We start from the raw sequence: 17,222 nt of genomic DNA, 5'->3' as shown, positions 1-17,222 counted from the left end.
GCGCTTCTCATGACTTCTCCCTTGTGTGACAACAACCGACAAAAAAACTTGCAGTTGTCACGGAAGAATACGTTTGACCCTCGCGGGCGCACACCTCCTTACGGAGGAATAAGCCACGTGGCCCGAATCAAGGTGCTGAACGATCGTGAACCACGTCGCAGCGATTCGGCGTCATCACACAGCACGCGCATTCGCGCGAAGGCCTCAACCCGCAGACCGCCGCGCCAGCCAGTCGGAGGCATAGGCCGCCAGCAACGCCTGCCTGTCGACCACCTCCGCCTCGAGGTACTGACGCGCATGCGCCTGCGCGACCTCGCTCGCGAGGAACCAGCGCTCGCGCTCGCCGCTGCCCAGCGGCGGCGGCGTGCCCCACGTGGCACTGTCCTCGCCGCGGAAGGCTTCGGTGATGGGCAGCCGGCCGCCCGTCATGCCGATCTCCGACAACATGCTGCGCGGGCCATCGAGCTCGATGCGCACCCGCAGGTCGTCGCCATCGACCTCGATGACCGCACCGAGTCCACCCACCTGATGCACCCGCCACAGCTGCCCCGGCGAGGCACTGCGGATCCAGTTCTGCAGCGCGGCCTTCAGCGCCTTGAGGATGATTTCCTTGTTCATTTCCGCACTATTTCACATTTTTGGATGACAGCTGCATCGCCGATCCTGCCCCTGCAGTGGCGGCTCCCGTGCCGCATGGCATCTTGCTGTTGCTGTCACACAGCGCCCTACAACAATGACCACAGGGACCAGAAACCGAAGCCAGAAAGCTCGTTGCCACACCCGCCTCGGCGGGTTTTTTTTTTGTCCGCGCGCGAGCCGGCGGAACCCTGTCCGATGAGCCGCCACCCGGGTGGCTTTTCGGGCCTACGCTATATTTCCGCCCCATGGAAAAGGCTCCCGACATCGGCAAACCCACCGTGCCCATCGACCTGATCGGGCCGGAGCACTGGCAGCGCTCCAGGCGCCGCAACGGGCGCACCGCCAGGGTCCTCTTCGCGATCGTCGGCGGCCTCGCGGCGGCCGGTGCGATCGCCTACCGCTACTTCGGACTCGGCCGCTGAACGGCGCGCATGAAAAAGGCCCGCTGTCCGCGAGGACAGCGGGCCTTTGCGTTGGCGCCGGCTCATTGCAGCCGCGACCCCTTCGGCAGCCGCCGGGCCAGCCATTCGTGCACGTCGGCACGGATGTGGCGGCCCTCGAGCAGGAAGTTCTCGAAGCGGCTCGGCACGTACGGCAGGTACACGAGCGGCATGCCGGCTTCCTCGGGCGTGCGCGCGGCCTTGCGGCCGTTGCACGCGGCACAGGCTGTCACGAGATTGGTCCAGCTCCAGGCACCGCCGCGCGACGCCGGCAGCACGTGCTCGCACTGCAGCACCTGCTCCGGGAACACGCCCGCGCAGTAGGCACAGGTGTGGCGGTCGCGGCGCAGCAGCTTGCGCTTGGTGAGGCCGGGCACGACGTCGAAGAGGTTGATCTTCGAGGCACCGCGCAGCGCGATGATCGGCGCCACCTCGATGCGCGACTGCACGCCACGCGCCACGTTGAAGCCGCCGCGCATGGTGGCCAGCGGCGCGTCGCCGTCTTCCCAGGCCACGTCGTCGCAGGCGTAGTGCAGCACCGCCTGCTCCAGCGAGACCCAGGCTTGCGGCGTGCCCTGGATGTCGAGTTGCAGGACGTGTGAATGCATGGCTCGCCTCCTTTCGCGGCGATGTCGAACGATGGTCGAAAAGTCTGGGGTACACGAACGGAATCGAACCGTCGTCAGCGGGATCACAACCCGCGGCTCTGCCATTGAGCTACGCGCACCATGGAAAAACGAAAGAAAGATCCGCTACCACTCACCGACTTCGCGCACGCGCTGGTCGAGGTCGAGCTGATCGAGCCGGAGCTCGCGCAGCGAACCCGACTCGCGCAGGACATCGGTCTTGCGACCGAAGCCCAGGCGCCGCGCCAGCGCGGACACGAAGGGCTTGCGCGCCGGCGCGGGATGCACGGCGATCATGCGGATGGGGCTGTTGCGCTTGCGCATGCGATGACTCCTTGTTGTATGGGTTGAGCGATGTGGTGACAGCATTGGCGTTCCGCAGGGGAGTCGAACCCCTGGCTTCCTCTTGGGGCCTGTTAACACTATGCAAGGGGTCGCGAAGCTCGCCAGAGCCCGCCCATCAAGGCGCGCTCCTAGCGTGTGCGTCCGCACACGCTAGGAGCGCAACGCCGAGGGGCGGGCTCTGGCGAGCTTCCCTTCGGGTTGCCCCGCAAAGGGGCCGTCTGCGGCGTTGCCCGCGCTTGCAAGGCATCAGCCTTGCTGCGCGCGGGCGCCTTGCATCCAGCCCCTTTGCGGGGCAACGCGACCCCTTGCATAGTGTCAACAGGCCCCAGACAGGGAGGCACTCTGGCCGCTGAGTTAGCGGAACGTGATCGAGGAAAAGGCGCTTTCCATTTCGGTTGTGTCCTCACGCGACAGGCCCCGCGCTCTCGCTCGAGGCCCCGTGCGACATCGCTGCACAGGAGTGGTCCACGCTCCTGCACATCCCGCCAGACCGTCCACGCGGCTGATCCTGGCGGTGTGGTGAAGGCACACCCGAAATGGCGAAGCTGCGCGCCGATCCAGTGACGGCTGCGCCTCGCGGCAAGTTGTGGAAGAACACCGACAGCATCCGGAGACACCGCCGCCACGGCACGATCGCCGCGAACGCAAACCGCATCGGGATGCGGCGACGAAAAACAAAAAGGCCCGGAACCTTTCGGTGTCCGGGCCTCTGGTGAGAGAGCTGGGGAGGGCAAGCGCCTAAGCGCAACCTCCACCCGGTGGCAGTCGATCCTCGAATGCATCAACGCGCGCTTTCGCGTGGTTCGGCGAATGCATGGCGTACGAGCGACCCAGGTTCGTGGCGGGCGACGGCAGGTCGAATCCTTTGCTGAAACCCGCGCGCACGAGCGCCCGGCCCGAGACGGGTCGAATGCTGGAGAGTTGGCGTGCGGTGTTCACGATGGGACCTTGGTTGAAGCTGTCGCGCTTTGAAAAAGGGTGGAGGGATCGGGCCTCTCGCGGCCTGGGCCTGCGATTGCCTTGCACTGTAAATAGTCTTTACGAGGGCGTCAACAACCGGGACAATCTTTTTTTGTCTTGTTGTTGTTTTTGAACAGTGCCCAATCTCACCGTCGCACGCCGCCGCAATGTGCTCGCGCTGCATCGCCGCTTTCTCGAAGCGTCCGTGGCCGCCGGCCTGCCCGCCAAGGGGCTCGACCAGGCCTTCGCCCGGAAGATCGAGGTGTCGCCGAGCATGTGGAGCCAGATCAAGAGCGCGCGGCCGATCGGCGACAACCTCGCGCGGCAGATCGAGCGGCACTGCGAGGTCGAAGCCGGCTGGCTGGACCGGGAAGACCGCCCTTCGGAAGTGCCCGACGAGGCCGAGGAGCGCTTCGTCGCGCTGGCGCGCGAGGCCTGGCGCGCCGCCAATGCCAAGGGCAAGCGCGAACTCGCGGGCTGGCTCAAGAAAAAGATCGCCGAAGCTGCTGCACCCGTCGCCGCGGATAAGAAATAGCCCCGGAAGCTCAGGCCGCAAGCGCCGTCTCCATCGACTCCGCGTCGCCGTATTCCGCGGGGTACATCCCCCGCAACCACCACTCGACCCCGCTCAGCTGCGCCTCGAGCGACAGGCCATCGAGGGCCAGGGCCCGCAGCGCCCGCATCGAGCGGAAGCCGATCAGGCCATCGATGCCGCCGATGTCGTGCCCCAGGCGGATCAGGCCGCTCTGCAGGCGCGCCTCGTCGGCGTTGTGGATGAACAGGTCGTGCGGCAGGCCGGCCGCGAGGGTCGCGCTGGCCACCATCGCGAGGTACGGCGTCCTGAACAGGCCCGCGGGCTTCGACGCATGCTGGTCGTACACGCGCTGATGGCTGCCGCGGCATTCGAAATGCCAGGCCTCGCTGAGCGCCGGATCGGGCGTGCGGTGGATCGGCACCACGCCGAAGCCGCGCGCCAGCGCCCAGAACTCGGCCAGCGGCAGGCGCAGCGCGCCGAGGTCGACGTCGAACGCGCGGCCGGCCTCGTGCATGCCGTCGCCCGAGCAGGCACCGAAGGACGATGGCCGGCCGGACTCGGCGGTCCGGTCATGGAACAGGTCGGACAGCAGCAGGCGGCCGCCACGGCGCTCGACCTCCTTGCGGATGCCGGCGAGCGCGCGCCGCGTGTCGGGCGTGCACCAGGCCATCGGCCGCGGCAGCGCGAGCCACTGGCCTGCCACCTTGTAGATCGAGGGCACATCGATCGAAACCAACCGTCCCGGCATGAGCGCTTTCTTTTTGGAAGACTGCAACGTGCCGTACGCGAGGCCCACGGGTCCCTCTGAACGGCATGCGGGGATTGGAGTTCATCGCCGTGCCGCGCGCATGCCCCAATTGGGGGAGAACGCCGCGCGGCGCTACCGGAGGTCGACGCTCGGCCAGTCGAAGCGCTGCCGGGTCGTTCCCTCCTCGAGCACCAGCAGGTCGGTCGACAGCGCGGCCGTCCATCCCCCGGCGCGCCGCTCGAAGCGCAGCAGGCCGTAGCCCGATCCGCGCCGCGGCAGCTCGCCATCGATCGCCTCGAGGCGCAGCGTGCGGCCGCCCCGCAATGCCAGGGCCTCGTCGAGCCAGAGATCGCCGGGCGAGCAGTTGGCATAGGGCAAGGGCGCGTAGAAGGCCGGCGCGAGCATCACCGCGCCGACGCGCTTGCCATCCACCGTGACCGCGCCCGAGAAGCTCAGGTGGTAGTCGCCCGAGATGCAGGCGAAGCGCCCCGGCACCGCATCGGCCAGTTGGCCCAGCAGGTCGGCGCGTTCGGCCGGCGCGGCCTGCATCGAGTCGGGCGGGCCGGGGTTCGCGGGATCGCAGCCCGGCACCAGCCCGGGCAGCAGCACGCTGCCCGTGAGCAGGCAATGGAAGGCGTCGCTGTGACGGCCCTCCTCCACCCAGGCGTGGAAGGCGGCGCGCGCTTCGTCCGACAGCGTGCGCGCCGCGACCGGCTTGCCCGGCTCGCTGTGCTCCGCCGCCTTGCGCCAGCGCCGCGTGTCGGCCACGAAGAAGCGCACGCCGCCGCGCTCGTAGCGCGCGAAACCGAAGCGACGCATGCTCTCGGTGCCGTGCATCAGCTGGTAGGCGGTCAGCGCGCTCTTCGCGGCCCGCAGTGCATGTTCCTCGCGCAACTGGCTGTAGCCGCAACGCGAGAGATGCGGCTTGAACAGCGAGCGGGCCAGCGGGTAGTTGTCGGTGAACTCGTGGTCGTCCACCGTGCACACCGACGGCACCCGCGCCAGCAGCTTCTGCAGCGCGGGCCGCGCGAAGGCCCGCTGGTGCCGGTCGGTGTAGCGCTCGACCGGGTTGGTCGAATCGATGATGCCGCCGGTCGCATCGGCATAGATCTGGTCGCCCAGCATGAACAGCATCTCGGGGCCGCCCGGCCCCAGCCTGCGCACCGTCTTCAACAGCCGCTCGAACGAGGCCGAGGCCGGTTCGCTGTCGAAGGAGAAGCCCGGGTAGCTGCAGCTCCCGATGGCGATGCAGAGCGCGCCGTCGCGCTCGGCCAGCATGCGTTGCCTGAGGCGGATCCAGCGATGCTCCGCCAGCGGCGCATTGCGGCGCTGGTGCGACAGCGAGGCGGGAAAGGGCCCACGCCCCACCTCGCGCTCGCGCAGGGCCGCTTCGGCCGCGAAGCGGATCGAGCCCTGCAGCGCCATCAGCTCGGCCGCCTCCGCGGCGGCCGAGAACGCCACCGGCGGCCCCTCCGCGACCTCGTCGGGCAATCGCTGCAGCGGCCGGCTCGCGGTCCGTGCATCGAGCGCGGGTGCGTGCGAGACGCACTCGATGCGCGCCCGCTCCCACGCCCCGCCCTCGGGCAGCGGAATGCTGCCGCAGGCCACGCGGATCGCGCTGCTGCCGTCGGTGCGGCCCTGCGCGCTGCCGAGCACCCAGGGGCGCCGCGACGGCGGCAGCAGGAAGCCGTCGCGCGCCACCATCGGCGCGGGAAAGTCGACGATCTCCAGCGGCACCCGGTAGACGCGCTGCGCCAGATGCACGATGGCGCTGGCCGCCAGCCCGCGGCTCAGCAGCGCATCGGCGGCGGTGTCGTCGACCACGAAGGCCACGCGCACGCTGCGCGCCGGGCCCGGCGGCATGGCGCAGTACAGGGCGAGCTGCGGGTCGACCTCCATCGGCTCGATCGGCCCGACCCAGGGGCCGGCGCGCGGAAAGCGCACCTCGTGGTTCGGATGCGGGCTCGCCGGCGGAAGCGCCTCATCCCTCTCCGACGGAGAGAGGGCCGGGCCGTGCGCCTGCGCCTCCCAGGCCTGGTTCAGCAAGGCGGCCAGCCGCTCGTAGGGACTGGCTTCGCCGCCGACGCGATCCATCGCCGCCTGGCCGATCAGCGGATCGAGGTGGCCATAGTCCACGAGCAGGTCGCACATGTGCGGCGGCTGCCCGTCGGCCGCCTTGCCGAACAGCGGCACCCACTCGGGATGGATCTGCGCGAACTGCAGCGACGAACGCAGCGCCCCTTCCTTGTCGAACAGCTCGTTCTCGCCGCCGTGCACGAAGCGCACCGGCAGCGCCATGTGGCGCGCGATCGCGCTGTCGTTGGCGTAGACGTTGAAGCCGTCCTCGCTGACCAGCCGCTCGTACTCCACGAAGCGCGCCGCATGCGCGAACACGCGCACCGAGGCGTTGCCGAACAGCTTGGGCAGTTCACGGTGGGTTCGGGCGTTGAGGTTGCGGTGCTTGAACAGCTCGGCGTCGAGGAAGCGCACGCGCCTGCAGGTCGCGCAATCGTCGTCGTGCGGCCGGCCCAGCGTGCCCTCGCCCGGGCAGTGTTCGCCGGGCGGCACCGGCAGCGCCGCGAACAGGCGATCGACCAGCGATTCGACCAGCGACTCCACCGGCCCGCGCACCGCCAGCGGCACCGTGGTGCGGCCCGCCAGGTTGCGGATGAAGGCCGGCAGCCAGGTCTTGCCCTGCGAGGAGCGCGAGCCCACCGTGAACAGGTGCGTCTGCGCGCTCACCAGGCCCGCGAGCTTCGGCAGCAGCGGGCGCACGCCCGTGGCCGACACGTAGCCGGCGCTCTCGATCGGATACGACAGCCGCCCCGCCAGCAGCGCCATCTGGAAGGCCGCCGCGCCGAGGCACTGGCCGAAGGCATGGATCTGCAGCGGCAGCCCGGCCTCGGGACCGACGACCCGGTCGCGCTCGCTGCGCAGCAGGTCGAGCACGAAATCGACCGCCTGCGGAATGTCGATCATCGCGACCTGGTCCGCGGTGCCCGGCTCCTGCGAGGCCCGCGAGCGCGGGCTCAGCCGGGTGTCGAGCACCCAGACCTCCCAGCCCAGGCCGTATAGATACTCGGCGAAATTCTTCTTGGTGCCCTTGAAGGTGAAGGTGTGGCCCGACATGCCGAAGGCATGGGTCAGCAGCACCGAGCGCGCGCGCCGCACGGGCACGCCGCACCACGTTCCGCCCACGAATTCCGGCAGCCCGTCGGCGGTCGGCCGCCGGTAGCGCCACAGCCGGAGCTGCACGTTCTCCACCGCCTCGGTGCCGTCGTCGCTCGACGAGCGGCCGCGCCGCACCCACAGCGAATGCGCCTGCGGATGGATGTCGCCCTGCGTGCTGCCGCAGGCCTCGCCGCGCAGCTTCAGGTCCTCGGGACTGGCGATGTCGACCAGCGGGCTGTCGCTGTAGTCGGGCAGCCGGAAGTCGAGCATGCGCGTCTGCAGCGCGAAGCGCGCGAGCAGCGCCGGATAGGCCACCAGCGTGCCCATCGCCGAGCTGGCGTCGGCGCCGCCGAGCAGCTCGATCGGCGTGTCGCGCACCGCGCGCGCCACGTCGAAGGCGAAGTGCGCTTTCGCAGCGCGGTTGCGCCACGGCGACCACCACGGCGCGGGCCGGTCGTCGGCATCGAGCGTGATGACCGGGCAGGTGAGCTGGGTGAACAGGTCGGGCCGCAGGTCGGCCGGCGTGACCTTGCCCGGCCGGTCGGCCGCCCACCCCCACTGCCAGAGCCGCTGCGCGCCATGCACCACGAGTTGCGGCCAGCTCGCGGCATAGACGACCTCCTTGGTGCCGCGCAGCCGCAGGCGCCGGACCGGATCGGGCCGGGGCATGCCGCCCGGGCGCAGCGTCAGCCTGAGGTCGTATTCCACGTGCCGGATCTCGGTGGCGGCCCACCAGGCCCAGAACATGTTGCGGCTGCGCTCGAGCGTGATCTCGGTGTCGCCGCGCCGCCAGTCGAGGTAGCCGCGCAAGGTGAACCAGGTCAGCACCGTGCGCGGCAGGCTGACGATACGCTGCAGGGTCGCGAGCGGACCGCCAGGCTCCACCGCGAGGATGGAGACCGCGCCGCCGCGGATCTTGTAGTTGACGAAGCGCTCGCTGGCCGGCCTGGCATCGGGCCCCGCGCCCTCGACCAGGGGTTCGAAGCGCAGCAGCCCGCGCACGCCCGTGAAGCGGTGCCGCGCATCGTTCCACAGCTGCTGCCAGTCGAAGGTGTGCATGCTGACCACCATGTCGCAGTCGGCCGTCGGCGTGCCCAGCATGCGACGCAGCGGCCCCTGCAGCGGCAGCGCGCGGCACTCCAGCCGCTCGCGCGCACGGGCCTCGACCCGCATCGGTCCGGGCCGCGACCAGCCCGCGGTGGAGCGCGGCAGGCCGCGCTGCGGCACGGGCGTCGGCGTGGCGGTCGGGCCGGCCACGCGCAGTCCGGGGGCCAGGTGCGCCATCGCGCGTTCCGCCAGCGCGGTGATGGTCCACAGCGGATTGCAGCCCAGCGAGGTCGGAACGATCGAGCCGTCGAGCACGTGGAGGCCGTGCCAGAGCTCGTTGTCGCCGCGCCAGACCCGCCCCAGGTGGTCGACCACGCCCGAGTCGTGGTTGTCGCCCATCGGGCAGCCGCCCAGCGGGTGCACCGTCATCGCGAACGGGTCGGGCTTCGGCCCCGAGAGCAAGGTGGCGGCGCCCGGCGGCAGCGCCTGCCAGGTCGGCAGGTGCATGTGCACGCCATCGCGCTTCGTGCCCGCGTCGAAGAAGCGCTGTTGCGCGGCGTAGGTGCGCGCCTCCTGCGGCCGCGGCCAGTAGGGCGCGATGCCGTCCATCTCGGGCACCCAGACCGCCCGCCCCTGTGAGCTGTCGTGGCCCATCGCCAGCAGCAGCTGGCTGTGGGCGGCGAGCTCGGGCGAGGCGGCCAGCGGATCGATGCCGTTGCCATGCGCGCGCGGCGCCGGTGCCCGCGCGCCGATGTGGCGCAGGGTCCAGGCGATGGCCAGCATCTCCTCGTACAGGCGCGACAGCGGGCCGGGCACCGCGCCGTCCTGCAGCATCACGCGGTCCTGCAGCGGCGGCCGGTCGTCGCCGCTGCCGCGCAGGTCGAGCAACGTGGTGATCGTCGGCCCCACGGGCGGGCCGGCCTTGGCCTCGGGGATCGCGCCGCGGCCCACGTTGTTCACCGGCGTCTCGAGGTCGGCGATCACGCTCACGCTGTCGCCGTTCGCGCTCACGCGCGTGCCCAGCGTGGGCGACAGCGTGAAGTGCTCGTGCACCTTCTGCGAACGCATCAGCAGCTCGGTACTGCCGAAGGTGCCGGCCGCGACCACCACCAGCGCGGCCTCGAAGGTACGGCCGTGCTGCTCCACCAGGTCGGCCATGTTGCGCAGGTCGCGGCTGCGCTCCGTCTCCACCGCGGTGAAGCGCCAGCGGCCGGTGTTGCGCTGCGGCTCGAGCGCGTAGACCGTGCAGCGGCTGACGAACTGCACGCCCAGGTTGCCCGCCTGCTTCAGGTAGGTGGTGGGCAGGGTGTGCTTGGCGCCGGGCGTGTTGCAGCCGGTGAAGCAGTCGCCGCAGTGGCTGCAGCGTGCCGGATCGATGGTCAGCTCCGCCGTGTGCACCCGCGGCGCGTGCTTGCGCAGCGTCTTGTCGCGCTGCAGCGTCTCACAGAGCTTCACCAGGGCCTGCGACTTGGGCAGCGGCTCGGCCTCGGCGCCGTTCGCGCTGCGGATCGAGAAGCGCGTGCCTTGCAGCTGTTCCTTGGCGCGCGCGAAGGCCGACGGCAGGCGCAGGCCGGGCTTGTCATCGTCGAGCGCATGGCGGATCTGGGCCGGCCACGCGGGCTGGGCGAAGACGTCGTCGTCGGGCTGCACCAGCACGCCGGCATTGATCAGGCTGCCGCCGCCAAAGCCGTTGGCCACCAGCGAGACCATGCCCGGTCCGGCGCGCCACTCGAACAGGCCGCAGGGGCTGCCCATCGGCCCTTGCGGGCCCTGGAAGCGCAGGTACTTGGGCAGCTGGCCCACGTCGTTGGCGAATTCGCCCGGCAGGAACTCCGAGCCGCGCTCGAGCAGCACCACGCGCCGCCCGGCCTGCGCGAGCCGCAGCGCGGCCACGCTGCCGCCATAGCCCGAGCCGATCACGACGGCATCGAGCTGCAGCGGCTCGGGAGGTTTCCATTCGTCGAAGGGAATGGACAGCGGCTGCGCGGTGGGCGAGAACATGGGACGGCGGGAGCGAGAGAAAGGAAATCGTGGCCCGCCGACGGTGAGCCTGGGCGGTCGGGCTCAGAGCAAGGCGCGCACCTGTCTGGCCAGCTGGAGTTCGTCCACCGGTTTGTGCATCAGCGGCCGGCCGGTGCGGGTCGCCTGCTCGATGCGCCCGGGGGCCGTGTCGCCCGTGATGAAGACGATCGGCAGGTCGGGCGCATCGCGGCTGAGCCGCGCCGCCGTGGAGATGCCGTCCTCGCCGCCGCGCAGGCGCAGGTCGCACAGGCACAGCTGCCAGTTGCCGGGCGGCCCGAGGGCGAGCGCGGCATGCAGGCCGTCGGCGGTATCGACGTCGGCACCCCAGGTCTGGAGCAGCGCGCTCAGGCTGTTGCTCACCATCTGTTCGTCGTCGATCACCAGCACGCGCCGGCCGCGCAGGTCGGGCATCGGCACCGAGGGGCGGGGCCGCAGGTCGGACTCGTCGGGCGCGCGCGTGAACAACGCGGGAATGGTCAGCGTGAACTTCGAGCCCTTGCCGGCCGCCGATTCCACCTTCACCTCGCCGCCGAGCATGTGGATCAGCCGGCGCACGATCGACAGCCCGAGCCCGAGGCCGCGGGCCCGGTCGCGCTCCTTGTTGTCGACCTGGAAGAACTCCTCGAAGATCAGCGTCTGGTGCTCGCTCGCGATGCCCTGGCCGGTGTCCTCGACCTCGAAGCGGATCACCGGACCGACGATGTGGGCGCGGATGGCGATCAGTCCCGAGGCGGTGAACTTCACCGCGTTGCCGACGATGTTGCGTAGCGCGCGCTCGAGCAGCACCGGGTCGGTCTGGGCCACGAAGGCCCCGCCCTCCACCTCCACCCGCACGTTGCGCCCGGCCAGCATGGCGCGTGCCTCGGTGCCCTGGCGCGCCAGCATCTGGCCGATGTCGACCGCCTGCGCGCGCGGCTGCACCGCACCGGCGTCGAGGCGCGACATGTCGAGCAGGTTGTCGAGCAGGTCGCCCAGCACGCGGCTGGCTTCGGCGATGCTGCGCGCGATCTGGCGCTGCTCGTCGGTCTCGGCGTTGTGCGTGAGCACTGCCGTGTAGAGCGCGAGCGCCTGGGCCGGCTGGCGCAGGTCGTGGCTGGCATTGGCCAGGAAGCGCGACTTCGACAGGCTCGCCTCCTCGGCCGCGTGGCGCGCCTCCACCGCCTTGCCGCGCTCCTCCTCGGCGATCACGCGCATCCGCTCGGCCTGCTCGCGCTGCGCGTCGGCCTCGAAGCGGATCAGCACCGAGCGCTCGAACACGCTCGCGAGGTAGGTCGAGAAGCGCGCCATCACCACCGCATACATCAGCAGCGACAGCACCACCGCCCAGGCGCGCGGGCCGCCGTGCAGGCCCCAGCCCAGCGCCACCAGCGGCACCCCGACCAGCAGGAAGCACAGGTAGCCGCGCGCGAACGAGGCATAGGTGGCGGCACCGCCGGCCGCCGCGAGCAGCACGATCACGGTCAGCGCGAGCCGCGACTCGTCGGGCAGCACGCCGAAGAACATCACGGGCAGCAGGCCGATCCAGATGCCGTTGATCAGCGCGATGTAGAAGAATTTGCGCAGCGCCGCGGCATCGCGCGGCTCGCGGTCGCTCAGCAGGCGCGCGCCCAGCCGCATGCGGTAGGCGTTGGCGCCGATGAACAGCGCCAGCCAGGCGCCGATCAGCACCCACGAGACGTGCCGCGCCAGGATCGCGGAAACGAAGGAGCAGCCGACCAGCAGCCCGAGGACGGCGTTGCGCGACTGGGTCGCGAGCAACCCGACCTGCTCGGCGACCAGCGCCGCGGCCCGGTTCCTCATCCGGCTTCCATCGCGCGCCAGCCGAGGCGGGAGAGCTCGTACATGGCCTGGGTGCGGCTGTGGACGTCGAGGATCTCGAACACCACCTTCAGGTGCGACTTCACGGTGGTGTCGGAGATGTTGAGCTCGCGCGCGATCGCCTTGTTCGACTTGCCGTGCGCCAGGCGCAGCAGCACTTCCTCCTGGCGCGGCGACAGCCTCAGGCTCGCGAGCCGGTCGGCCGGCGAGGGCTCGTCGGTGCGCGGCGGCTCGAGGCAGACCGGCGGCACGTAGATGCCGTCGTCGAGCACCACGCGCAGCGCCTGCATCATGGTGGCCGGGTCGAGCGACTTCTTGACGTAGCCCATGGCGCCGTCGTCGATCGCGCGGCGCACCGTGTTGGGGTCTTCGTTGGCCGACAGCACGACCACCGCCTGCTCGGGGAACTGGCCGCGGAACAGGTGCAGCGAGTCGAGCTCGCGCATGCCGGGCATCTCGAGGTCGAGCAGCACGATGTCGAACGGGCCGTGCGTGCGCATGGCCGCAATCGCATCGTGGATGTCGGCGGTCTGGTGCACGCCGATCTTGGGATCGAGCGAGCGCAAAAGAAGTGCCACGCCCTCGCGCACGAGGCCGTGATCGTCAACCAGCAGAATTCTCATCAACCGTTCCCATTCATCTCCGCCTTATTTTCCCAGGCCCGGAATTGTGGGAGCAGTACGCTGGTAGTACAAGCAGGGGGAACTCCTCCTTTAGAGGGATCGACATTCCCCGGGGCTTAAGAAGGCACCGCTCCCCGCAGGATCGCCGCGCGCAGGTCAGGCGGAATCTCGATCGCCCTGTGGGTTTCCAGCGAAGTGGTCACCAGCACCTGGCTGACCTGCATGCGCACTTCGCCCGACACCGGCTCGAAGCAGCGCAGCCGCAGCGTCAGCGAGCGCGAACCGAGCCGCTCGACCGAAAGCCCCAGCGCCACCCGGTCGCCCATGCGGCTCACGGCGCGGAAATCGGCCTCGAGCTTGACCGTCGGCAGCCCGACGCGGCGGCCGGTGACCAGCGCGTCGTAGCCGATGCCCAGTTCCTCGTTGACCCAGTCCTCGACCAGCCCGTTGAGCATCACGAAGTACTGCGGGTAGAAGACGATGCCGGCCGGATCGCAGTCCGAGAAGCGGATCAGCCGCGGCCGGCTGAATTCGGCGAAGCGCGCGGGCGTCTCGGCCATGGCTCAGCCCTCCTCGCCCGCGGGTTCGCTGCGCATCACGTGCACGCGCAGCTCGCCGAGCTGGGCATGCATCTGCTTGATGGTCTTCATGTCCAGGCCCGAGAACATCTCGAGGATCCACTGCTCGTGCTCGCTGGCCATCGCCTCGAAGCTGGTCCGGCCCTTGGGCGTGAGGCTCACGATCCAGGCCCGGCGGTCCTCGGGGCTGGGCGCGCGCGCCACCACGCCCTCGCGCTCCAGCTCGTCGGTGAGGCCGGTGACGTTGCCGCCGGTCACCATCAGGTAGCGCGAGAGCACGCGCATCTTCAGCCCTTCCTTGTGACGGTAGAGCTGCGCCATGTAGTCGAAGCGCGCCAGCGAGATGCCGAAGCGCTCGCGCAGCCGGCGCCGGATCTCGGCCTCGATCTGGGTGGTGCTGGCCAGCATGCGCAGCCACAGCTTGAGGGCCGCATGGTCCTCGGTGCGCGCGCGCGCCTCGTGGCCCAGTTCCTCGGCGTCGCTCAGCGCGGCATGCGAGGCATCGTTGTGCTTCATGTGACCTCCCCGCCCGAGACCGAGATCGACTGCCCGTTGACCGAGGCGGCGCCCTCGCCGCACAGCCAGCGCACCGCGTCGGCCACCTCCGAGGGCTGCACGATGCGGCGCTGCGGATTCACGCTCGAGAACTCCGCCAGCGCATCGGCCTCGCTGCGGCCGGTCTTGCCGACCACGTTGGCGACGCTGTTGCGCAGGATGTCGGTGTCGGTGTAGCCCGGGCAGACCGCGTTCACCGTCACGCCCTTGCGCGCCACCTCGAGCGCCAGCGAGCGCGTCAGCCCGATCACGCCGTGCTTGGCCGCGGTGTAGGCGGTGACGTAGGCATAGCCCTTCTGCCCCGCGGTGCTGGCGATGTTGACGATGCGGCCCCAGCCGGCCTCGAGCATGTCGGGCAGCGCCGCCTGGGTGCACAGGAAGCTGCCCGTGAGGTTGACCGACAGCATGCGCTGCCAGAGCTCGACCGAGGTCTTGAGGAAGGGCGCGCTCTCGGCGGCGCCCGCGTTGTTGACCAGGATCGCGAGCGGCCCGAGCGCGGCGCGCGCCTGCACGAAGGCCTGCTGCACGGCCGCCGGGTCGGCCACGTCGGCCGCCACCACGCGGTGCGAGGCGGTGGCGGGCAGCGTGTCGGCCACGCGCTGCAGCGCCTCGCGGTCGCGCCCCAGCAGCGTGAGCACCGCGCCCTCGGCCGCGAGGGTGCGCGCGATCTCGGCGCCGATGCCGCGCGCGGCACCGGTGACCAGGGCATGGCGGCCGGAAAGAGAATTTGCTTGCATGGCAATAATATTTAGTCCTAAACCATTCTAGCGTTTTGCCGCCCTGGACATCGGCCACAGGCCTAGGTACGCCGCGCCGGCTGCCGATCCCAGGTGCCGGGCGCCACGCCGCGCTCGCGCAGCTTGTACTTCTGGACCTTGCCGTTCTCGGTGCGCGGCAGGTCCTCGAGGATGTCGATGTAGCGCGGCACTGCGAAGTACGGCAGCCGCGCCTCGCAGAAGGCCGCGAGCTCGGCGGGCGCCACCGCCGTGCCGGGTCGCGCGATCAGCGCCGCCATCACCTCGTCCTCGGCCAGCTCCGAGTGCACCGGGTAGACCGCCACCGCCGCCACGCCCGGATGGCTCAGCAGCACCTGCTCGACCTCGAAGGAGGAGATGTTCTCGCCGCGCCGGCGGATCGCGTCCTTGAGCCGGTCGACGAAACGGAAGGCGCCGTCGGCATCGCGCACCACGCGGTCGCCGGTGTGGAACCACAGGTTGCGCCAGGCCTCGACGGTCTTGGCCGGCATGTTGAAGTAGCCGCTCGCGAAGGCATGCGGCTCGCTCGCGCGCAGCAGCAGTTCGCCGGCCTCGCCGTCGGGCAGTTCGACGTCGTGCGCGTCGGCCACGCGCGCCTCGAAGCCCGGGCGCACCCAGCCCATCACGCCGCCGCGCGGCGAATCGGGCGCGGTGCTGATGACGAAGTTGGTCTCCGTCGAGCCGTAGCCCTCGAGCAGCCGGACGCCCGTGCGCTCCAGAAAGCTCTGCATCGCATGCGCCGGCACGCCCGGGCCCAGGCCCACGCGCACCCGGTGCGCGCGCTCGCCCGGCCCCTCGGGCTGGGCCAGCAAGATCGGCACCATCGCGCCCAGCAGGTAGACCACCGTGGCCTCGTGCGCGCGCATCGCCTCCCAGAAGCCCGAGGCCGAGAAGCGCGCCTCGAACACCACGCGGCAGCCGGTGATCGCGGCCTGCGCGAAGGTGTTGAGCGCATTGATGTGGAACAGCGGCAAGGTGGTGCACAGCACGTCGTCGGCGCCCACGCCGAGCACGGCCGCGCTGTTCACGCCCCACCAGTAGTACTGCGCATGCGGGCAGGTCACGCCCTTGGCCGGGCCGGTGGTGCCCGAGGTGTAGAGGATCGCGAGCGTGTCGCCCGGCTGCACCTCGGCCGCGGCGATCGCTTCGCCCTCCGCCGGCCAGGCCTTCACCGGCACGCCCTCGAGCGCGATCTCGCCCTCGCCGATCACCCACACCGTGCGCAGCGCGGTGCGCGCGAGGTCGACGCCGGCCAGCCGGTCGAGGAAGGCGCTCTCGATCACCAGCAGCCGCGCCGCGCTGTCGGCCAGGAAGTACTCGATCTGCGGCGCCATCGAGGCGGTGTTGATCGGCACCATCGCCGCGCCGAGCCAGCCGCAGCCGCCGAGCGTCTCGAGCACCTCGAGCCGGTTGCCGCTCATCAGCGCCACGCGGTCGCCACGTTCCACGCCCGCCGCGGCCAGCGCGCCGGCGCGCGATGCGGCGGCCGCGCGCGCGTCGGCATGCACCCATTGCCGTCCCGCGATCGCGAGCAGCGGCTTGTCGCCGAACAGCGCCGCCTGCCGCTCGAGCATCGCCGGCAGCGTGCGTCGCGCGGGCGGCAGCGCGTGCGGCTCAGTCTTCATCGTGCGTGCCCCCGCCGAGGTAGGTGGCCTGCACGCGCGGATCGCAGGCCAGGTCCTGCGAGGCGCCATCGAGCGCGATCTCGCCCGTTTCCAGCACGTAGCCGTGGTCGGAGGATTCGAGCGCGGCGCGCGCGTTCTGCTCCACCAGCAGGATCGACACCCCGTCCTCGCGCAGCTTGCGCACGATCGCGAGGATGTCGCGCACGATCAGCGGCGCCAGCCCGAGGCTGGGCTCGTCGAGCATCAAGAGGCGCGGCGAGGACATCAGCGCGCGCCCCACGGCCAGCATCTGGCGCTCGCCGCCCGAGAGCGTGTCGGCGCGCTGCGCGCGGCGCTCGGCCAGCCGCGGGAAGCGGTCGTACACGCCCTGCAGCCGGCTCTTGAGCACGCTGCCGCGCAGCCGGCGCGAGAACGCGCCGAGCTGCAGGTTGTCGAGCACCGAGAGTTCGCCGAACAGCTCACGCTTCTCGGGCACCAGGCACAGGCCGCGCTCCACGCGCGCCTCCACGTCGAGGCCGTGCAGGTCCTCGCCCTCGAAGCGCAGCACGCCCTTGGAAGGCAGCAGGCCCATCGCGGCCGCGAGCAGCGTGGTCTTGCCGGCGCCATTGGGGCCGATCACCGAGACGATCTGCCCCGGCCGCATCGCGAGCGACACGCCGCGCACCGCGTCGACCTGGCCGTACGAGACATGCAGGTCGCCGATCTCCAGCATCGGGGAATTCATTGAAACCTCCG

At 70.6% G+C, this 17,222-nt stretch carries 14 protein-coding genes and 1 tRNA gene; 2 read left to right on the top strand and 13 right to left on the bottom strand.

Annotation, left to right across the window (positions count from 1 at the left end; genetic code table 11):
* Positions 1 to 204: 204 nt before the first annotated feature.
* Positions 205 to 618 carry a hypothetical protein gene (locus BM109_RS25705; RefSeq protein WP_093349008.1) on the bottom strand — a complete coding sequence of 138 codons (414 nt, stop codon included), beginning with the start codon at positions 616 to 618 and terminating at the stop codon, positions 205 to 207.
* Between the two features lie 266 nt (positions 619 to 884).
* Here BM109_RS25705 and BM109_RS41320 point away from each other — a divergent pair, with 266 nt between their 5' ends.
* Positions 885 to 1,061 (top strand): hypothetical protein, encoded by a 177-nt coding sequence (locus BM109_RS41320; RefSeq protein WP_177239453.1) that lies wholly within the window; start codon positions 885 to 887, stop codon positions 1,059 to 1,061.
* A gap of 62 nt (positions 1,062 to 1,123) precedes the next feature.
* Here BM109_RS41320 and BM109_RS25700 read toward each other — a convergent pair whose 3' ends face one another.
* The 3 genes from BM109_RS25700 to BM109_RS25690 form a co-directional block, all read right to left on the bottom strand.
* A complete protein-coding gene (locus BM109_RS25700) occupies positions 1,124 to 1,687 on the bottom strand; it encodes an HNH endonuclease (RefSeq protein ID WP_093349005.1) in 564 nt (187 codons plus the stop codon).
* Positions 1,688 to 1,732: 45 nt separating this feature from the next.
* A tRNA-His gene (locus tag BM109_RS25695) sits at positions 1,733 to 1,806 on the bottom strand.
* A 25-nt stretch (positions 1,807 to 1,831) separates the two neighbouring features.
* Entirely contained in the window at positions 1,832 to 2,029 is a 198-nt protein-coding gene (locus BM109_RS25690) for a hypothetical protein (protein WP_057590604.1), read from the bottom strand.
* Between the two features lie 1,117 nt (positions 2,030 to 3,146).
* Between BM109_RS25690 and BM109_RS25685 the strand changes: the two genes are divergently transcribed.
* Positions 3,147 to 3,545 carry a hypothetical protein gene (locus BM109_RS25685; RefSeq protein WP_093349002.1) on the top strand — a complete coding sequence of 133 codons (399 nt, stop codon included), beginning with the start codon at positions 3,147 to 3,149 and terminating at the stop codon, positions 3,543 to 3,545.
* Positions 3,546 to 3,555: 10 nt separating this feature from the next.
* Here BM109_RS25685 and BM109_RS25680 read toward each other — a convergent pair whose 3' ends face one another.
* From BM109_RS25680 to BM109_RS25640, 9 genes are all read right to left on the bottom strand, one after another.
* Positions 3,556 to 4,293, bottom strand: a complete 738-nt coding sequence (locus BM109_RS25680) for a hypothetical protein (RefSeq protein WP_143129257.1) — start codon at positions 4,291 to 4,293, stop codon at positions 3,556 to 3,558.
* Positions 4,294 to 4,425: 132 nt separating this feature from the next.
* Positions 4,426 to 10,512, bottom strand: coding sequence for an FAD-dependent oxidoreductase (locus tag BM109_RS25675; protein ID WP_093348997.1), 6,087 nt, complete (start codon positions 10,510 to 10,512; stop codon positions 4,426 to 4,428).
* Positions 10,513 to 10,575: 63 nt separating this feature from the next.
* Positions 10,576 to 12,333 carry an ATP-binding response regulator gene (locus tag BM109_RS25670; protein WP_093348994.1) on the bottom strand — a complete coding sequence of 586 codons (1,758 nt, stop codon included), beginning with the start codon at positions 12,331 to 12,333 and terminating at the stop codon, positions 10,576 to 10,578.
* Positions 12,330 to 12,974: a response regulator gene (locus BM109_RS25665; RefSeq protein WP_064262281.1), complete on the bottom strand. Its 645-nt coding sequence runs from the start codon at positions 12,972 to 12,974 to the stop codon at positions 12,330 to 12,332. The genes BM109_RS25670 and BM109_RS25665 overlap by 4 nt, the downstream gene beginning before the upstream one ends.
* A 116-nt stretch (positions 12,975 to 13,090) precedes the next feature.
* Positions 13,091 to 13,534: an acyl-CoA thioesterase gene (locus BM109_RS25660; protein ID WP_093348992.1), complete on the bottom strand. Its 444-nt coding sequence runs from the start codon at positions 13,532 to 13,534 to the stop codon at positions 13,091 to 13,093.
* Positions 13,535 to 13,537: 3 nt separating this feature from the next.
* Positions 13,538 to 14,068, bottom strand: a complete 531-nt coding sequence (locus BM109_RS25655; protein WP_093348989.1) for a MarR family winged helix-turn-helix transcriptional regulator — start codon at positions 14,066 to 14,068, stop codon at positions 13,538 to 13,540.
* Positions 14,065 to 14,844 carry an SDR family NAD(P)-dependent oxidoreductase gene (locus BM109_RS25650; protein ID WP_093348987.1) on the bottom strand — a complete coding sequence of 260 codons (780 nt, stop codon included), beginning with the start codon at positions 14,842 to 14,844 and terminating at the stop codon, positions 14,065 to 14,067. Before BM109_RS25650 ends, BM109_RS25655 begins: the two co-directional genes overlap by 4 nt.
* A 62-nt stretch (positions 14,845 to 14,906) precedes the next feature.
* A complete protein-coding gene (locus BM109_RS25645; protein WP_093348984.1) occupies positions 14,907 to 16,487 on the bottom strand; it encodes an ATP-dependent acyl-CoA ligase in 1,581 nt (526 codons plus the stop codon).
* On the bottom strand, positions 16,477 to 17,211 hold the full coding sequence (locus tag BM109_RS25640) for an ABC transporter ATP-binding protein (RefSeq protein WP_256222769.1): 735 nt from the start codon (positions 17,209 to 17,211) through the stop codon (positions 16,477 to 16,479). Before BM109_RS25640 ends, BM109_RS25645 begins: the two co-directional genes overlap by 11 nt.
* Positions 17,212 to 17,222 lie beyond the last annotated feature (11 nt).

It is taken from the genome of Variovorax sp. PDC80 (assembly GCF_900115375.1).
Taxonomy (GTDB): domain Bacteria; phylum Pseudomonadota; class Gammaproteobacteria; order Burkholderiales; family Burkholderiaceae_C; genus Variovorax.
The sequence above is the reverse complement of the archived record's forward strand: the minus strand, read 5'-3'. Positions and strand labels throughout refer to the sequence as shown.